Below are 14,044 nucleotides of genomic sequence, written 5' to 3'. Positions count from 1 at the left end.
GGAGGGTCCGCAGGTGCACGGCAGCGCGAGGTGGTGGAGGGGTCGATGGCTCAGGGGGCAGGTCAGGGACCCGCGATGCGGACGGAGACGCTCCGGGATTTCCGCGTTCCCGCGGCCGAGTACACCCCCGAGTTCCATCCGTACGCCGGCACCCCCGGCCATCCGGCGCAGCCCGCCGCACACCACCCCGGAGCCGCGCCGGTGCAGCGGTCCGCGGCCCCGGAGCCCCACGCCTACCCGGCCTCCCCGGCGGCCCCCGCCGAGGACCCGGACGGCTACACCCCGACCCAGCGCGACCTCCCGGTCATCGGGCAGGGCGCACGCCCGTCCGGCGGCCCCGGCGACACCGTGCAGATCCAGTACGTCCCCGAGGAGCGCCCGGGGGGCCCCGGCCCCCTGTGGGTCGTCGGCGACGTACACGGCTACCTCGACGAGCTGGTCGCCGAACTCCGCGCCAAGGGCCTCACCGACTCCGAGGGCCACTGGGCCGCGGGCAACGCCCGGCTCTGGTTCCTCGGCGACTTCACCGACCGCGGCCCTGACGGCATCGGTGTGATCGACCTGGTCATGCGCCTCTCCGCCGAGGCCGCCGCGGCTGGCGGCTACTGCAAGGCCCTCATGGGCAACCACGAGCTGCTGCTCATCGGCGCCAAGCGGTTCGGCGACACCCCGGTCAGCTCCGGCGCCGGCACCGCCACCTTCCAGGCCGCCTGGCTGCTCAACGGCGGCCAGCGCACCGACATGGAGCGCCTGGAGGACGTCCACCTCCAGTGGATGTCCCGGCTCGACGCGGCCGCCGTGGTCGACGACCACCTGCTCCTCCACTCGGACACGATCGCGTACCTCGACTACGGCGACTCCGTCGAGGCGGTCAACGACACCGTCAAGCAGGCCCTCAACCGCAACGACGCCAACGAGTGCTGGGACCTGTTCCGCAAGTTCACCAAGCGCTTCAGCTTCCGCGACGAGGAGTCCGGCCCCGGTGAGGTCCGCAGGCTGCTCGCCACTTACGGCGGCTCGCGCATCGTGCACGGGCACAGCCCCATCCCGTACCTCCTCGGCGAGGTCGGCTCGGAGGACGGCGAGGACTCGGACGGCCCGACCGTCGAGGGGCCGCACGTGTACGCCGACGGGCTCGCCATCGCGATGGACGGCGGGGTGACCATGGCCGGAAAGCTGCTGGTCGTCGAACTTCCGCTGCGCGACTGACCGTTCACCGTCCGGGGTATTTACCGAAAGCCCCTGTCACGGCACCACGTGGGCGCTCTACCATCGCTCTATCCGTAGCAGGCTCTCCTCCGTTTCCGCCGGACCTTCCTGTCTACGCGGGCAAACCGGCGCCGACGGAGCATCGGGGGATGCACATGACCAGCGCTCCGCACCTGCTGACCGAGGACCGGCCCGAGTTCCTGCGCCTGCTGGACGAGGTGCTCCGCACCGCGTCCGAGCGGCCCGACCTGGCCTCCGTCGGCGAACGGCTGAACGCAGAACAGCTGCGCACGATGGCACTCAACGCGACCGGCATCCTGACCACCGCGGCGGCTCCCGAGTACGAGCACTTCGTGAAGGTACGGGAAGACCTGCGCGACCCGGCACGCCAGGAACCGCGGGTCACCGACGACGGCACCGGCGGGGCCGGGGCCAGCGCGGTGGTGGCGGTACTGGCACCGGTGCTGTCCTTCACGGCCATGCTGATATTCCTGCTGGTCGGGTACTTCCTGAAGCTCCTGGACCCCGAACCCGCGTTCGCCCGGACGATGCTGACGGCCGGTTGGCTGTTCGGCGGGCTGACCGTGATCGCGATCCTGGTCGCCGCGGTCGGGCTGCTGGTGACCGCGGTGCGGAACAGTTCCACCGAGGTCGTGGCGGAGGACCTCGACGCCGTACCGGAGGAACTGGCCCGCGCGCGGGAGGCCTGGCTGAACGCGCTGCTGGAGCGGGGGGTGCTGCCGTTCCTGCGGGACGCTCTGGCCGACCCGAGGGATCCGGCGGCCCCGTCCTCGTACCGCCCGTCGGGCCGGATGCCGAGCCTCGGCTACACGCGGCCGGACTTCACCTCCCCGGCGGGCGAAGACCCCACCCCCCGCCCGAGCTACACCAGTCCCGACTTCACGAGCCCGGACTTCGGCGGCCCGGACCGCCGGCCGGACTAGCGTCCGGCGGCGGCCCGGGCCGCGGGGGTCCCGTGTGCGTACCCACTGGTGTCAGGTACGCCACGGACTAGCGTGTCGTGGCCGCTCAGGCGACCTTGTTGACCGCGTGACCCTGCTGGGTCTTGAGGAGCGGCTTGTCACCGAACCGCTGCGCGAGGGTGGGCGGGTACGACGTGACCTGGGTCCAGGCGCTGTCGCACGTGAGGCTGCGGTTGCCCATGGTGTTGACCCGACGGCAGGTGATCTCCCAGAGCTGGTTGGACTCGGTCAGCACCTCGACGGAGACGTCGTTCGCCTGGGACGCGACAGAGATGCCGCAGGCGTCGGACGGGAAGTCGTCCGCAGCACCCAGGTCGACCCAGAAGTAGGCGCTGTTGTCAGGCTGGATGCGACGGATGCCCGCGTAGGCGGTCGAGGGGGTCAGGACCGCCTTGACCTCCTCGGAGTCATTCGGGTTGTACGCATCGACGTCCTGGCAGACCGCGGCACCGGTCGCGCCGGTGGCACCCGTCGGGCCGGTCGGACCCGTCGGGCCGGTGGCGCCCGTGGCGCCGGTCGCGCCCGGGGTGCCGGTGCCGTCGGCGCCGGTCGCACCCGTCGGGCCGGTCGGGCCGGTCGGGCCCGTCCCGCCGGTCGCGCCGGTGGCGCCCGTCGGGCCCTGGCCATCGCCGGTGGGGCCAGTGGCGCCCGTCGGACCCGTGGCACCGGTGGCACCCGTGGCGCCCGGTCCGCCCGGCGTTCCGGGCTCACCCTGCTCGCCCGTCGCGCCGGTCGGACCCGTCGGACCGGTGGCACCGGTCGCGCCGCCACCCGGAGCTCCGGTCGCACCCGTGGGACCGGTCGGACCGGTCGGGCCCGTGGGACCGGTGGCGCCCGTGGCGCCCTTGCACTTGTCGTCGCCGCCGCCGCCACGCACGTACTCGTCGTGGTCGTCGTGGTCCTGCCCGTGCAGGTACTTGTCCAGCAGGTGGCGGGCGAGCGGCTTGCCGTGGCGCGGCTTCTCGTGCGGACGCTCCTCCTTGCAGTCGCCGCCGCCACCCGCCGGCGCGACCGCGCTCACCTGCGGGGTGATCGCGTTGGCCGCGGCCACGGCGGGGCTTGCGAGGCCCACCAGCACGAGAGAGAGGGAGGCCAGGGCACCGCCCACCTGCCAGCCCCGGGTACAGGGAACGGGACCCAGCTGCGTGGTCCTGCGCTCACGACTCATCAAAAACGCTCCTTCGGAAAGGATCTGCCGCCGGAACGGGTGACGTCCCGGTCGCGGGTTCGAGCTTCCTCCGGAGAAAACGGACATTAAGCACTACCACTTGAGTGGCCGGATGCGTACGTCAACACTTCGGGCTAGCAGACACCCACCCGAGGGTGTGTTCCCGCCCGCAGACGCAGTAGCGCTTTCGGCGAGCCGTGGACAACGGCGTCACGAGGGTCACTACGGTCACGGTCCGACGCCGGCCCGGCCGCCCGTACGGCGGCCCGCACACCGTGGACGGGACCCTTGAGCACAGTCTGCCTGAACATGATCGTCAAGAACGAGGCACCGACCATCCGGAAGTGCCTGGAGTCGGTGCGCCCCCTGATCGACACGTGGGTGATCGTCGACACGGGCTCCACGGACGGCACCCAGGACGTCATCCGGGAGTACTTCGCCGACCTGCCGGGCGAGCTGTACGAGCGTCCGTGGCGGGGCTTCGACGGCAGCCGCACGGAGGCCATCGAGCTCGCCGGCGACCGTGCCGACTACCTGCTGTTCATGGACGCCGACGACGAGATGCGCATCGAGCCGGGCTTCCGCATGCCGGAGCTGACCCACGACGCGTACCAGCTGGCGGTGCACCACGGCCCGATCATCCACTGGCGGCACACGCTCGTCGCGACCCGGCTGCCCTGGCGCTACGTCGGGGTGCTCCACGAGTACCTCGACTGCGGCGGACCGCACAGCAAGGACGTGCTCGAGGGGATCAACCTGCTCATCGTGGGCGGCGGCGCCCGGCAGCGGCAGGGCGGCGAGCGGGAGAAGTACCTCCGTGACGCGAAGATCCTGGAGGAAGGGCTCGCCAAGGAGCCCGACAACGCGCGGTACGCCTTCTACCTGGCCCAGAGCTGGCGCGACGCCGGCGAGAAGGAGAAGTCGCTGGCCGCCTACGACCACCGCGTGACCATGGGCGGCTGGGTCGAGGAGACGTACCTCGCCCAGGTGTACGCCGCCCGGCTCGCCACCGAGCTGGAGCGGCCGGCGGCCGAGGTCATGGACCGCTACCTGCGTGCGTACGAGAGCCGGCCCACCCGCGCCGAGGCCATCGGCGACCTCGCCCGGCTGTGCCGTCTCGAGGGGCGCTGGCCGCTGGCCCACATGTTCGCCCGCCGTGCGGTGGCCGTCCAGCGGCCTGAGGACATCCTGTTCGTGGAGTTCGCGTGGCACGACTGGCGCGCGCTCGACGAGCTCGCCGTCGCCGCCTACTGGACCGGCGAGTACCAGGAGTGCCTGGAGTGCTGCGAACGGCTCCTCGCCGACGGTCTGTTGCCGGCGGACCAGCGCGAACGGGTCACCGCGAACCGCGACTTCGCCCGCGCGAAGCTAGGCTCGGCGTACCAGACCGTCGCCTGAGCGGCGTACGCGCCGTCCCACCCGGAAACGGAACGCCGGACGGGCCCGCGACTCCCCCCATAGGGTCGCGGGTCCGTCCGTGCGGCTGCGGCGGCCGGTGGGTCAGTCGGCCAGCGGCAGGTAGACGCGGTTGCCCGCGGCGGCGAACTCGGCGGACTTCTCCGCCATGCCCGCCTGGATCTCCTCGGCCTTCAGGTCCCCGCCGTGCTCCCGCCGGATGTCCTGCGAGATCTTCATGGAGCAGAACTTCGGACCGCACATCGAGCAGAAGTGCGCGGTCTTGGCCGGCTCGGCCGGAAGCGTCTCGTCGTGGAACTCGCGGGCGGTGTCCGGGTCGAGGGCCAGGTTGAACTGGTCCTCCCAGCGGAACTCGAAGCGCGCGTCGGACAGCGCGTCGTCCCACTCCTGGGCACCCGGGTGGCCCTTGGCCAGGTCGGCGGCGTGCGCGGCGATCTTGTAGGTGATCACGCCGGTCTTGACGTCGTCCCGGTTCGGCAGGCCCAGGTGCTCCTTGGGCGTGACGTAGCAGAGCATCGCGGTGCCCCACCAGGCGATCATCGCGGCGCCGATGCCCGAGGTGATGTGGTCGTACGCGGGCGCGACGTCCGTGGTCAGCGGGCCGAGCGTGTAGAACGGCGCCTCCTCGCAGATCTCCTGCTGGAGGTCGATGTTCTCCTTGATCTTGTGCATCGGGACGTGGCCCGGGCCCTCGATCATCGTCTGTACGTTGTGACGCTTGGCGATCGTGTTCAGCTCGCCCAGCGTCTTCAGCTCGGCGAACTGCGCGGCGTCGTTGGCGTCCGCGATCGAGCCGGGGCGCAGGCCGTCGCCGAGCGAGTACGTGACGTCGTACGCCGCCAGGATCTCGCAGAGCTCCTCGAAGTTCGTGTAGAGGAAGTTCTCCTTGTGGTGCGCGAGGCACCAGGCGGCCATGATCGAGCCGCCGCGCGAGACGATGCCGGTCTTGCGGCGCGCGGTGAGCGGCACGTACGGCAGCAGCACGCCGGCGTGGACGGTCATGTAGTCGACGCCCTGCTCGGCCTGCTCGATGACCGTGTCCTTGTAGATCTCCCAGGTCAGCTCCTCGGCCTTGCCGTCGACCTTCTCCAGGGCCTGGTAGAGGGGCACGGTGCCGATCGGGACGGGGGAGTTGCGCAGCACCCACTCACGGGTGGTGTGGATGTTGCGGCCGGTGGAGAGGTCCATGACCGTGTCGGCGCCCCAGCGGGTGGCCCAGGTCATCTTCTCCACCTCCTCCTCGATGGAGGAGGTCACCGCGGAGTTGCCGATGTTGGCGTTGACCTTCACCAGGAACTTCTTGCCGATGATCATCGGCTCGATCTCCGGGTGGTTGACGTTCGCCGGGAGCACCGCGCGGCCGGCGGCGATCTCCTCGCGGACGACCTCGGGGGAGACGTTCTCGCGGATCGCGACGTACTCCATCTCCGGGGTGATCTCACCGCGGCGTGCGTACGCGAGCTGCGTGACGGCCTGGCCGTCGCGGCCGCGGCGCGGCAGGCGCGGGCGGCCCGGGAAGACGGCGTCGAGGTTCTTGAGGCCGCCGCGGGGCGAGGTGTGCTTGATGCCGTCGTCCTCGGGGCGCACGGGACGGCCCGCGTACTCCTCGGTGTCGCCGCGGCCGATGATCCAGTTCTCGCGCAGCGGCGGCAGGCCGCGGCGGACGTCGGTCTCGATCTGCGGGTCGGTGTACGGGCCGGACGTGTCGTAGAGCGTCACGTCCTTGCCGTTGGTGAGGTGGACCTGTCGAACCGGCACGCGGATGTCGGGGCGGGAGCCCGCGACGTAGCCCTTGTGCCAGCCCGGCTGGCGCTCGCTCTGGCCGTCCTGGCTGGTGGCAGGCGTGCGTGCATCCTGAATGGTCATGAGACCTATCTCCCTACGCCGGCATTACCCGGTAACAGGTTCGGCGGTCGACGCAGCCTCCTCCCGTACCCGTCATCTTCGACGCGCGTACGGTGATCAGCGCCCTCTCAGCCCGGTGCTCCGAGCTCCCGCGTTGTGCAAAGGTGCCCCCACGCTAGCGTCATCTGTGGCGCGCTGAACAGTGGGCCCCCCCAACTCTTGCGATGATCGGCCGGTGACCACACCGCCGCAGCCTCCCGTCGACCCCCATGACCACACCGGCCACCCTGGCCCCGCAGAGGGTTACGGGGGGCCGGGCGAGCACGACTTCGGGCACGGAGCGTACGACGCCGGCGGGCACGGGCACGGGCACGGGCACGCAGGGAGCGGCGGGCACGGCGGCGGTCACGGCGGAGACGGCGGCGGGCACTCGCACGGCGGGCACTCGCACGGGCACGGCCCGGCCGCCCCCGTCTCGAAGCACCTGCGCAAGGTCATCGCCGCCGTGCTGATCCCCTTCGCCGCCGCGGTGGTGGTGGGCCTGGTCGTGCTGTGGCCCGGCGGCGCACCCGCGCACGAACGCACCGGCGTCGGCTTCGACCGCCAGACGCAGGAGGGGCGGGTCGCCACGCTCCAGCGGGTGGACTGCAAGGAGGTCAACGTCGCCCAGGTGCCGCCCACCGGGGACACCTCCACGCCCGAGGGGCGCGAGGCGCAGCAGGCGCAGACCGGGCAGTGCGCGAAGGCGACCATCGAGGTCACCACCGGTCCCGACAAGGGGCGTACGTTCCTGGAGATCGTCCAGCCTGGCGCACCGCGGCAGTTGAGCGAGGGTCAGGAGGTCGTGGTCGCGTACGCGCCGGACGCCCCCCGCGACCTCCAGTACTCGGTGGTCGACGTGAACCGTGAGCTGCCCCTGGCGCTGCTCGCCGGCATCTTCGCGCTGGCCGTGGTGCTGGTGGGGCGCATGCGCGGGGTGTTCGCGCTGGTGGCGCTCGCCGTCAGCTTCGCCGTGCTGGTCCTCTTCATCCTGCCGGCGATCCTCCAGGGGTCGAACCCGCTGGTCGTCGCGGTGGTCGGGGCGAGCGCCATCATGCTGATCGCGCTCTACATGTGCCACGGCGTGACGGCCCGCACCTCGGTCGCGGTGCTCGGCACCCTGGTCTCGCTGCTGCTGATCGGCGTGCTCGGGTCCGGGTTCATCGGGTCGGCGTTCCTGAGCGGGAACACGGACGACAACACGGGTCTGATCCACGGCCTCTACCCGGAGATCGACATGAGCGGCCTGCTGTTGGCAGGTGTGATCATCGGGTCCCTGGGCGTGCTCGACGACGTGACCGTCACGCAGACCTCGGCCGTCTGGGAACTGCACGCGGCGGACCCCACGATGGGGCCACGGGCCTTGTACCGCGCGGCCATCCGGATCGGCCGCGACCACATCGCCTCGGTGGTCAACACGCTGGTGCTCGCCTACGCCGGCGCGGCCCTGCCCCTGCTGCTGCTGTTTTCGATCGCACAGAGCAGTGTGGGTTCCGTGGCCAACAGCGAGCTGGTGGCCGAGGAGATCGTACGGACCCTGGTGGGCTCGATCGGGCTCGTGGCGTCGGTGCCGGTGACGACGGCGCTGGCCGCACTGGTGGTTTCGGCCGACCGGCCGGCATCCCCGTCCGCGGCTCCGGCCGGGGGGCCGGGACGAACCGGCGGACGGGGTCGTCGCCGTAAGCGCTGAGTGACCGTCGTTGCGGACGGGCGGATCACGGGATGGGGACCGGGCGGCTCAGCGCGTCGGCACGCTGAGGGTCGCTCGTCGTACGCGTACCGCTCGGGACGCACGCGTACGGGCCGGTTCCCGCCGGCCGTGGTTCAGCCCGCGTTCTGCTCGTTCTGCTGCGTACGCGTCTCGGCAAGGATCTTGTCGAGGGCGTCGTCGAGGTTCTCCTCGAAGTCGCCGAGGTTGCGCTCCTGACCGAGCGGCACCAGCCGGTCGGTCCGGTCGAGGAACGCGACCAGAGGGGCCGCACTGGCCCGGAACAGGGCTCGGTCGCTGCCGACCTGGAGCCGGATGTGGACATCGGACAGCTCCTCTGGATCGGTGGGGGCGATGTGTACATCGCCGTCACCGCACGGCTTGTTGATGCCGTCGAGAAGCAACTCCCGGCCGAACGCCCAGGTCACGGGCGCGTCGCCGGGAAGGTGGAAGGTCAGGCGAACTGCGTAGGGGTCACGAGCGTCGTACCGGAGCTCCACCGGGATCCGGAACGAGAGCTCCTCGGAAACGAGGAAGCTCATCATGACTTCTGCCTGTACCGACTCGCGCATTGCCTACCCCGCTGTTGTGGAAGTGGCCAGGAATGATCCCCCAGGGCCCTCTTGACAAGGGTGGTGGAAGCGCCATCGGATCACAAGGAGTGAGTTTTCAGATACTGATAGAGAACGAGAGCGTGCTCAACAGCGCGCCTACTTCACTCCGTAGCCGATCAACCGCATAGAGCAATCGGTCTTGCTGGTGGAGAGGGAGGGAAATCGCCATGGTTGCCGCGGCGTCACCGGCCGTGATCGGGATGGCCGCGCAGACCGTGCCCAGGGCGTACTCCTGACGCTCGATCACGGGCTGCATCCGCTGCTGGGCGGTGATGCGCTGCTCCAGGGCGCGCATGTCGCGGACCGTGTAAGGGGTGACGGCCTCGACGGGATGCCGGTCGAGGTACTCGCGTCGGGTCGCCTCGTCGAGCTGGCCCAGCAGGCACTGCCCGATGGCGTGCGCGTGGCCGGTGGCGCGGAACTCGGCCCACTCCTCCACGGCCGGCATTCCGGGGGTGTCGGAGACGCCCACGACCTCGATCTCGCCCTCGCGGAAGACCGCGAAGTAGATGGGTGCCCCGATGACGTCGCGGAAGTGCGCGAGGGAGTCGAGGATCATGCTGCGACGTTTCTGCTGCAGTCCACCGCCGGCCAGCCGACCGGCTGCGTCGCCCAGCACGAACACACCGCTCTCGCGGCGGAGATAGCCCTCGTGGGTGAGGGTCCGGAGCAGGTGGTACGCGGTGGGGAGCGGGAGTCCGGCTTCGCGGGCCAGCTGCTTGGCCGGGGCTCCCTCGCTATGGGACCCCACGGCTTCGAGCAGTCTCAGCGCCCTCTGAACCGAGCCGATCAGGGTCGGAACAGCGGCGTTGTGCACCGAAGACAAAGCTCACCCCCAGGCGTGGCGGCGGGCTGTGGGGGCCCGCCGCTGCGGGGGCCGCCCCCGCAGCGACCGCACTCCTGGGGGTCGTGCTCGGTGGCTCTTTACAGAAAACCGCTGGTCAGAGGGGAACCGGCCGCACGGCGCCCAGGGACGGCACAGATTGCCACTCTATCCGCCGATTCCTGACCTGCGGGCGGTTTGGGGAGTCACGTTCCCTCAGGCGGGCTAACGCCCGTACCGGCGGGCCACCGCTTACCAGTCGCCGCGCGTCGACGTGCTCTTCGTGCCCGTGAACTTGCGGACCACGAAGATCAGACCGCCGACGAGGGCGACGAAGACGAGGACCTTGAACACGATGCCGATGAGCGCGGTGAGGAAGGAGGTGATGACCCCGCCGAAGACCAGCAGTGCGAGGAGCGGGACAGCGACCCACTTCACCCACCAGGGCATGCCTGCGAATATCTCCCGGATGCCGTCCATTTCCTCTACCTCTTCCCTTCGGGTTCGTTCCTGGCTTCGATGCTAGGAGCGCGGCGAAGGGAACGGGGACTCCCGAGCCCTTGGAGTCCCCTGATCCAACCCCTAGGGGGACGGCGCCCCCGACCCCGATCAGGCCTCCGGCGGCGAGAACACCACCAGCACCTTGAGGTCCTCGGAGATGTGGTGGAACTTGTGCGGCACCCCGGCCGGCACGTACACGACGCTGCCACGGGCCACCGTCGTCGTCTCGTCCCCCACCGTGATCGACGCGCGGCCGCTCACCACGAAGTACACCTCGTCCTGGCGGTGCGGCTGCTGCGGATCGTTCTGGCCCGCGTCGAGCGCGTACAGCCCGACCGACATGTTCCGCTCCCTCAGGAACTGGAGGTACGCGCCCTCGTTGGCCGCGCGCTCCGCCTCGAGCTCGTCCAGCCGGAATGCCTTCATCGCCTTGCGCCCCTAGTGTTTCCCGGATCTGCTCTTCTGCCGATGTCCGTCACGGATCTTCTCTGCCACGATCAGACACATGACGAATTTCCTAGTCAAGACACTCGCGAACGCGGGCGCGCTGGCCGTGGCCATCTGGCGGGTCCACGACATCACGCTGACCGGCGACAGCCTGGGCAGGGAGGCGCTGACCCTGCTGCTGGTCGCGCTGGTCTTCGGACTCGTCAACCTCCTGGTCAAACCGGTGGTGAAACTTCTCTCCCTGCCGCTGTTCATCCTCACCCTGGGCCTGTTCACCCTGGTCGTGAACGCTCTGATGCTGCTGCTGACCTCGTGGCTGGCGGGCAAGCTCAACCTCGACTTCCACGTCGAGGGCTTCTGGGCCGCCTTTGTCGGCGGCCTGATCATCAGCGTCGTCTCGTGGGCACTGAACGTGCTCCTGCCCGACAACGACTGATCGGCACCACCATGGGAAGGACCGCCGCATGAACGCCCGGGACGCATACGGCGACGGCACCCGCGCCGTCCGCGCCGGGGTCCCCGAGCCGGTCAAGAACGAGCCGGTGCTCCCCGGCCCGGCCTTCGCCGCGCACTTCCACCTGCCGGGCGAGGTGGCGGGTCCGTACACGTACGGCCGTGACACCAATCCCACGTGGACCCTGCTGGAGCGGGCCATCGGCGAACTGGAGGCGCCCGGCCACGACGACGCGGACACCGTGGTCTTCGCCTCGGGCATGGCGGCGGTCTCGGCCGTCCTGCTCTCCGGCGCCCGGTCCGGCGACACCGTCGTGCTGCCCTCCGACGGGTACCAGGCCCTGCCGCTGGTGCGCGAGCAGCTGGAGGCGTACGGCGTTCACGTGCGCACGGCCCCCACCGCCGGGGAAGCGCAGCTGGACGTCCTGGACGGCGCGGCACTGCTGTGGATCGAGACCCCGTCCAACCCGGGCCTCGACGTCTGCGACGTACGGCGGCTGGCCGAGGCGGCACACGAGCGGGGCTGCCTGGTCGCGGTCGACAACACCCTGGCCACGCCCCTGGGGCAGCGGCCCCTGGAGCTGGGCGCGGACTTCTCCGTGGCCAGCGGGACCAAGGGACTGACCGGCCACGGCGACCTGCTGCTCGGCTACGTCACCTGCCGCGACCCGGATCTGGCGGCGCGGGTGAGGCGCTGGCGCAAGGTGGTCGGCGCGATCCCCGGGCCCATGGAGGCCTGGCTGGCACACCGCTCGATCGCCACGATCCAGCTGCGCGTCCAGCGGCAGTGGGCCAACGCCCTCGCCGTCGCCGAGGCCCTGGACGGACGGGACGGGGTGAGCGGTCTCCGCTATCCCGGGCTGCCCTCCGACCCCTCGCACAAGGTGGCCGCCCGGCAGATGTGGGGCTATGGGGGCGTCGTGTCCTTCACGCTTCCCGACCGCGCCACCGCCGAGCGGTTCCTGACGGCCCTGCGGCTGGTCGAGGACGCCACCAGCTTCGGAGGCGTGCGGTCCACCGCCGAGCGGCGCGGCCGCTGGGGCGGGGACGCCGTGCCGGAGGGGTTCATCCGCTTCTCGGCGGGCGTCGAGGACACCGAGGACCTGGTCGCGGACGTGCTCAGGGCCCTGGACGCGGCCGCCGCCCGCTGACCTGCGGACACACAGAGCGCAGCAGGACGCTCCGAGCCTCCCCCCTCATGGCTCGGAGCGTCCGGGGTCCCGCGCGGTCAGGGCGCTAAGAACCACGCGGACAAGGCTAGTTGACTCTGCGTCAGAGTCCAATCACGTTAACGACAGCGACCTATCGACATATTTATAGTGGGGAGTCCGCCGGGAGCCCGTGGGGCGACGTCTACCGGAGAGGGGCAGCCATGGACCTCTCCCTGCTGCGCACCTTCGTCGCCGTTCACCGCGCCGGGTCGTTCACCAGGGCCGCCGCCCTGCTCGGCCTGTCCCAGCCCGCGGTGACCTCCCAGATCCGCACCCTGGAGCGGCAGCTGGGCCGCCCCCTGTTCCTGCGCCGGGCCCGGGGGGTCACCCCGACGGCGGTCGGGGACGAGCTGGCGCACAGGGCCGCCCCCCACCTGGACGCGCTGCTGGAGATCACCGGCACGGGTGCCGACGCGACCCGCCCCGGCCTGCGCTCCCTGCACCTGGCAGGGCCGCCCGAATTCGTCTCCCTGCGCGTGATGCCCGCACTCGCGCCGCTGGTCGAGGCGGGCCAGACGCTGCGGACCTCGTTGCTCGCGGACGCCGACGAGATCCTGGAGGGCCTGGCCGCCGGACACCACGACCTGGTCGTCACCACCGCCCGGCCCCGCGGCCCGCTGTTCACGGTGCACGCCCTGTGCGACGAGGAGCACGTCCTGGTCGGTGCCCCCGCCTGGGCCGCGTATGCCGACCCGGTCGCCCTGCGCGAGAAGGGCTCCGGGGTGCTGGCCGGGCTGCCGCTCGTCGAGGTGCACGAATCGCTGCCGTTGGTGACCCGGTACTGGGCGGCGGTCTTCGACGCCGTACCGGGCGCGCCCGCCGCCGTGGTGGTCCCCGACCTGCGGGCGGTGCTGGCGTGCGTGACGGCGGGGGCCGGGCTGGCCGTACTGCCGCGCTACCTGTGCGAGGAGGCTTTGGCGCTGGGGCAGGTGGTGGCGCTGATCGAGCCGCCCGTACCGCCGCTGCGGACGTACTTCCTGGTCGCGCGGGCGGGGACGCTGGGGCTGCCGCACCTCGCCCGGGCCCACGAGCGGCTGCTGGCGGAAGCCGGGGCCTGGTGAGTTTCAGACGGGGTGTCCTGGGCCAATCTTCTCCCATGACCGAACGTCCCGTGGTCAAACGCACCGCCCGCGCCATCCTGCTCGACGGTGAAGACCTGATCCTGATCAAGCGCACCAAGCCCGGGGTCGATCCCTACTGGCTCACCCCCGGCGGGGGAGTCGAGCCCACCGACGCCACGGTCGTCGACGCCCTGCACCGGGAGGTGCACGAGGAACTCGGCGCGAAGATCACCGACGTCGTGCCCTGCTTCGTGGACACCGTGGAGCACATCGCCGAGGGCGGGGTGACCGGAGTCAAGGTGCAGCACTTCTTCGTCTGCCGCCTGGAGTCCATGGACCTCTCGAAGCGGCACGGCCCCGAGGTCGACGAGCCGCAGGGCGAGTACGAGATCGTGCGCGTGCCCTTCAGCCGGGTGGGGATCGCCGCCGTCCACCTCGTACCGCTGTCCCTGCGGCACTACCTCGACGGCAACATCGAGGGCGTGCGCGCCATGCACGCGCCCGACCTGGGCTGACGCGGGCTCACCGGGCGGACCCGGTCCACTGGGCCGGCGCATCCAGAGACC

General features: G+C 71.0%; 14 protein-coding genes and 1 riboswitch. Of the genes, 8 read left to right on the top strand and 6 right to left on the bottom strand.

Translation table 11 applies throughout. The annotated features are described in order from the left end of the window. The first annotated feature begins 45 nt into the window (after positions 1 to 45). Complete coding sequence (locus ACIQUQ_RS21290) at positions 46 to 1,209, top strand: metallophosphoesterase (RefSeq protein WP_403978011.1); 1,164 nt, start codon at positions 46 to 48, stop codon at positions 1,207 to 1,209. A 149-nt stretch (positions 1,210 to 1,358) separates the two neighbouring features. Further along, the gene (locus ACIQUQ_RS21285) at positions 1,359 to 2,153 is read left to right on the top strand and encodes a hypothetical protein (RefSeq protein ID WP_403978008.1); all 795 of its coding nucleotides are present in this window, start codon (positions 1,359 to 1,361) and stop codon (positions 2,151 to 2,153) included. A gap of 85 nt (positions 2,154 to 2,238) precedes the next feature. Here the strand turns inward: ACIQUQ_RS21285 and ACIQUQ_RS21280 are convergent, their stop codons facing one another. After that, a complete protein-coding gene (locus ACIQUQ_RS21280; RefSeq protein WP_403978006.1) occupies positions 2,239 to 3,360 on the bottom strand; it encodes a hypothetical protein in 1,122 nt (373 codons plus the stop codon). Positions 3,361 to 3,648: 288 nt separating this feature from the next. Here ACIQUQ_RS21280 and ACIQUQ_RS21275 point away from each other — a divergent pair, with 288 nt between their 5' ends. Continuing rightward, positions 3,649 to 4,758 (top strand): glycosyltransferase, encoded by a 1,110-nt coding sequence (locus ACIQUQ_RS21275; protein WP_403978003.1) that lies wholly within the window; start codon positions 3,649 to 3,651, stop codon positions 4,756 to 4,758. A 102-nt stretch (positions 4,759 to 4,860) separates the two neighbouring features. Here the strand turns inward: ACIQUQ_RS21275 and thiC are convergent, their stop codons facing one another. Beyond that, positions 4,861 to 6,642, bottom strand: a complete 1,782-nt coding sequence (gene thiC / locus ACIQUQ_RS21270) for a phosphomethylpyrimidine synthase ThiC (protein WP_403978000.1) — start codon at positions 6,640 to 6,642, stop codon at positions 4,861 to 4,863. Further along, positions 6,636 to 6,784: riboswitch (TPP riboswitch) on the bottom strand. (Overlaps the previous gene by 7 nt.) Positions 6,785 to 6,856: 72 nt before the next feature. Between thiC and ACIQUQ_RS21265 the strand changes: the two genes are divergently transcribed. After that, entirely contained in the window at positions 6,857 to 8,350 is a 1,494-nt protein-coding gene (locus ACIQUQ_RS21265; protein ID WP_403977998.1) for a YibE/F family protein, read from the top strand. A gap of 134 nt (positions 8,351 to 8,484) precedes the next feature. Here ACIQUQ_RS21265 and ACIQUQ_RS21260 read toward each other — a convergent pair whose 3' ends face one another. The 4 genes from ACIQUQ_RS21260 to ACIQUQ_RS21245 form a co-directional block, all read right to left on the bottom strand. Then, entirely contained in the window at positions 8,485 to 8,940 is a 456-nt protein-coding gene (locus ACIQUQ_RS21260; RefSeq protein ID WP_403977995.1) for an SsgA family sporulation/cell division regulator, read from the bottom strand. Between the two features lie 97 nt (positions 8,941 to 9,037). Beyond that, positions 9,038 to 9,775, bottom strand: coding sequence for an IclR family transcriptional regulator (locus tag ACIQUQ_RS21255; RefSeq protein ID WP_403978322.1), 738 nt, complete (start codon positions 9,773 to 9,775; stop codon positions 9,038 to 9,040). A gap of 282 nt (positions 9,776 to 10,057) precedes the next feature. Then, positions 10,058 to 10,285: a DUF5326 family protein gene (locus ACIQUQ_RS21250; RefSeq protein WP_403977992.1), complete on the bottom strand. Its 228-nt coding sequence runs from the start codon at positions 10,283 to 10,285 to the stop codon at positions 10,058 to 10,060. A 129-nt stretch (positions 10,286 to 10,414) separates the two neighbouring features. Continuing rightward, a complete protein-coding gene (locus ACIQUQ_RS21245; protein ID WP_403977989.1) occupies positions 10,415 to 10,732 on the bottom strand; it encodes a cupin domain-containing protein in 318 nt (105 codons plus the stop codon). A 79-nt stretch (positions 10,733 to 10,811) separates the two neighbouring features. On the opposite strand from ACIQUQ_RS21245, the gene ACIQUQ_RS21240 reads away from it, so the two are divergent. The 4 genes from ACIQUQ_RS21240 (at position 10,812) to ACIQUQ_RS21225 (ending at position 13,993) form a co-directional block, all read left to right on the top strand. Then, positions 10,812 to 11,189, top strand: coding sequence for a phage holin family protein (locus ACIQUQ_RS21240; protein WP_403977986.1), 378 nt, complete (start codon positions 10,812 to 10,814; stop codon positions 11,187 to 11,189). A 28-nt stretch (positions 11,190 to 11,217) separates the two neighbouring features. Then, positions 11,218 to 12,357: a cystathionine gamma-lyase gene (locus tag ACIQUQ_RS21235; RefSeq protein WP_403977983.1), complete on the top strand. Its 1,140-nt coding sequence runs from the start codon at positions 11,218 to 11,220 to the stop codon at positions 12,355 to 12,357. Between the two features lie 221 nt (positions 12,358 to 12,578). Continuing rightward, on the top strand, positions 12,579 to 13,478 hold the full coding sequence (locus ACIQUQ_RS21230; protein ID WP_403977980.1) for a LysR family transcriptional regulator: 900 nt from the start codon (positions 12,579 to 12,581) through the stop codon (positions 13,476 to 13,478). Between the two features lie 35 nt (positions 13,479 to 13,513). Beyond that, entirely contained in the window at positions 13,514 to 13,993 is a 480-nt protein-coding gene (locus ACIQUQ_RS21225; RefSeq protein WP_403977977.1) for an NUDIX domain-containing protein, read from the top strand. Positions 13,994 to 14,044 lie beyond the last annotated feature (51 nt).

Origin of the sequence: Streptomyces sp. NPDC101118, assembly GCF_044759445.1 — a bacterium.
Lineage (GTDB): Bacteria > Actinomycetota > Actinomycetes > Streptomycetales > Streptomycetaceae > Streptomyces.
The sequence above is the reverse complement of the archived record's forward strand: the minus strand, read 5'-3'. Positions and strand labels throughout refer to the sequence as shown.